The 2,242-nt window shown below is 74.4% G+C and carries 3 protein-coding genes; 1 reads left to right on the forward strand and 2 read right to left on the reverse strand.

The window, feature by feature from the left end; translation table 11 throughout:
* Positions 1 to 586 (forward strand): TetR/AcrR family transcriptional regulator (locus tag H5J29_RS29765; RefSeq protein WP_181784289.1); only part of this gene is annotated, 586 nt, incomplete at its 5' end.
* A gap of 4 nt (positions 587 to 590) precedes the next feature.
* Here the strand turns inward: H5J29_RS29765 and H5J29_RS29770 are convergent.
* Together H5J29_RS29770 and H5J29_RS29775 are read right to left on the reverse strand one after the other, a co-directional pair.
* Positions 591 to 1,274 carry a DUF899 family protein gene (locus H5J29_RS29770; RefSeq protein ID WP_181784290.1) on the reverse strand — a complete coding sequence of 228 codons (684 nt, stop codon included), beginning with the start codon at positions 1,272 to 1,274 and terminating at the stop codon, positions 591 to 593.
* 214 nt (positions 1,275 to 1,488) lie between these two features.
* Positions 1,489 to 2,242 (reverse strand): TgpA N-terminal domain-containing protein (locus H5J29_RS29775; RefSeq protein ID WP_220188098.1); only part of this gene is annotated, 754 nt, incomplete at its 5' end.

Consider the following 2,242-nt stretch of genomic DNA (forward strand, 5'->3'; position numbering starts at 1 on the left):
CGGGGCGGGAGCGCGGCGGCCGGTCTACGACGCGGCGTCCCTGCTGGCCGTGGCGGTCGAGGAGTTCAACACCCGCGGCTACGACGCGACCTCCATGGAGGACCTCTCGCGCGCCGCGGGGATCACGAAGTCCAGCTTCTACCATCACGTGTCCGGCAAGGAGGAGCTGCTGCGGGCCGCCCTCGACCGCGCGCTCGACGGTCTGTTCGGCATCCTCTCCGAACCCGGCGCGCTGCACGGCCCGGCTCTGGACCGCCTGCGGCACATCATCTTCCGGCAGGTCGAGGTGCTCCAGTCCGAGCTGCCCTACGTCACGCTGCTGCTGCGGGTCCGGGGGAACACCGAGACCGAGCGGTGGGCGCTGGCCCGCCGCCGCGCCTTCGACGCCACCCTCGCCTCGCTCGTCGCCGACGCCGTGGCGGACGGCGAGGTCCGCCCCGGCGTCGAGCCCTCGCTGGCCGCGCGGCTGCTGAGCGGCACCGTCAACTCGATCATCGAGTGGTACCGCCCGGGCCGCCCGGGCGCCGCCGACCTGCCCGGCGAGGTCGTCCGGATCGTGTCGGAGGGGATCATCCCGCCCGCGTGAAGAGTCACCCCTGACCGTAGGCCGCGGCGATCTCGTCCGAGCCCAGCCAGCGGCTGTACGTGGGGCCCTGGGGGAAGCCCTCGGGGACGTCCTGCCACTCCTCCTGGCGGCCGTAGGGCAGCAGGTCGACCAGCCCGAAGAGGTAGCTGATCTGCTCGGTGCCCCGGCCGTTCGTGTGCCAGGTCCGGTAGACGGTGTCGCCCGCGCGCAGGAAGACGTTCACGGCGAAGCCGCCGCCGGGCGGGGCGCCGACGTCCGACCCGAACGTGCTGTTCGCGGTGGAGTACCAGGTCATGGTGTTGCCGACCTTCGTGCGGTAGGCCAACGCCTCGTCGATCGGGCCCTGGGTGACGACGACGAACCGGGCGTCGAACCTCGCCAGGCCCTCGAGCCGGGTGAACTGCGAGGTCAGGCCCGTGCACCCGCCACACTGCCACTCGGCGCCGTCGTGCCACATGTGGTTGTAGACGATGAGCTGCGGGGCGTCGCCGAAGGCGTCGACCAACCGGACCGGCCCGTCCGCGCCCTCGAGCACGTAGTCCGGCATCTCGACCATCGGCAGCCGCCGTCGCTGGGCGGCGATCGCGTCGAGCTCCCGGGTGGCGGCCTTCTCCCGGGCTCGGAGCTCGGCGAGCTCGGACTCCCAGGTCGCGGCGTCGACGACGGTCGGCAGTGCGGACGCGGTCATGCTTCCTCCTCGGGTGGGTACAGGGGGTGGACCGTGCGGAGCGCGAGAAGTCATCGGTCGCTGCGACACACGCGCTCGTGGCCTGTCGGGCGGTCCCCGGTGGCCGAGTGGGACGGCGACGGAACCATCCGGGCCCGGCCGCCGTCCAACCCCGCATGACGATCACCTACGCACCGCCCACCTTCCGCTTCCACGATCCCGAGACCCCGCTCGCCTACGAACGCCTGCTCCGTGCCGCGCCGCGGACCCTGCGGTGTCCGGTGTGGCTGAGCGCGGGGGCGCTGGAGCGGGTCGACGCCTGGGTGCCCGCGGTCGTGCCGCCGCTGGACCCGTCTGCGGTGCTGGAGGAGTGGTGGCCGGGGCCGTGTCCCGCCGACTGTGGCTGTCTCGCCCCCTTCCGCGGGTTCCCGGGACTCGCGCCGGGGACCCGGCCGGACCGGGAGGAGCTGGTCCGGGAGGCGGCGGCCAGGTCCGCGACACGACGGGCGTGGACCCACGGGTCGACGCGGCTCGGCCCGGCGGCGTCGCGCAGCTGCTCCGCCGAGGGCGCGGGCAGCACGCCCGCCTGCTGCCAGGTCTCCTCCTCGCGGGGCCGCTGGCTGTAGGCGACGCCGCTCGACTGGTCGTAGGCCCAGCGGTCGGCGTCCACGCCGGAGACCGAGGCGGGCTGGCCGTACAGCGGCAGCCAGTAGTCGCGGAACCCGACGTTCTCCACCGTCACCTGCAGCGGCTCGCCGGCCGGGGCGTCCGGGGTCAGCGGCCCGGCCAGCGGGATCCCCGGGCGCGGCGTCGCGGCGGCCCAGCCGGTGTTCGGCTCGTAGTCGGAGAGGGTGAGCGCCCGCAGGTAGGTGGGCCGGGGGAGGCCCGTCGTGCGGAACAGCTCGACGGGATCGTTCTGGGTCAGCTGGCCGCGCAGCGAGGTGAAGGGGTTGAGCCCGATCGCCCCGCCGCCGCTCCCGCCCCCACCG

The sequence above is a fragment of the Pseudonocardia pini genome, from assembly GCF_013870575.1.
Lineage (GTDB): Bacteria > Actinomycetota > Actinomycetes > Mycobacteriales > Pseudonocardiaceae > Pseudonocardia > Pseudonocardia pini.

Bases quoted from the DNA above. Each gene is read 5' to 3' on its own strand.
- H5J29_RS29770 (WP_181784290.1), bottom strand. From the start codon at position 1,274: ATGACCGCGTCCGCACTGCCGACCGTCGTCGACGCCGCGACCTGGGAG.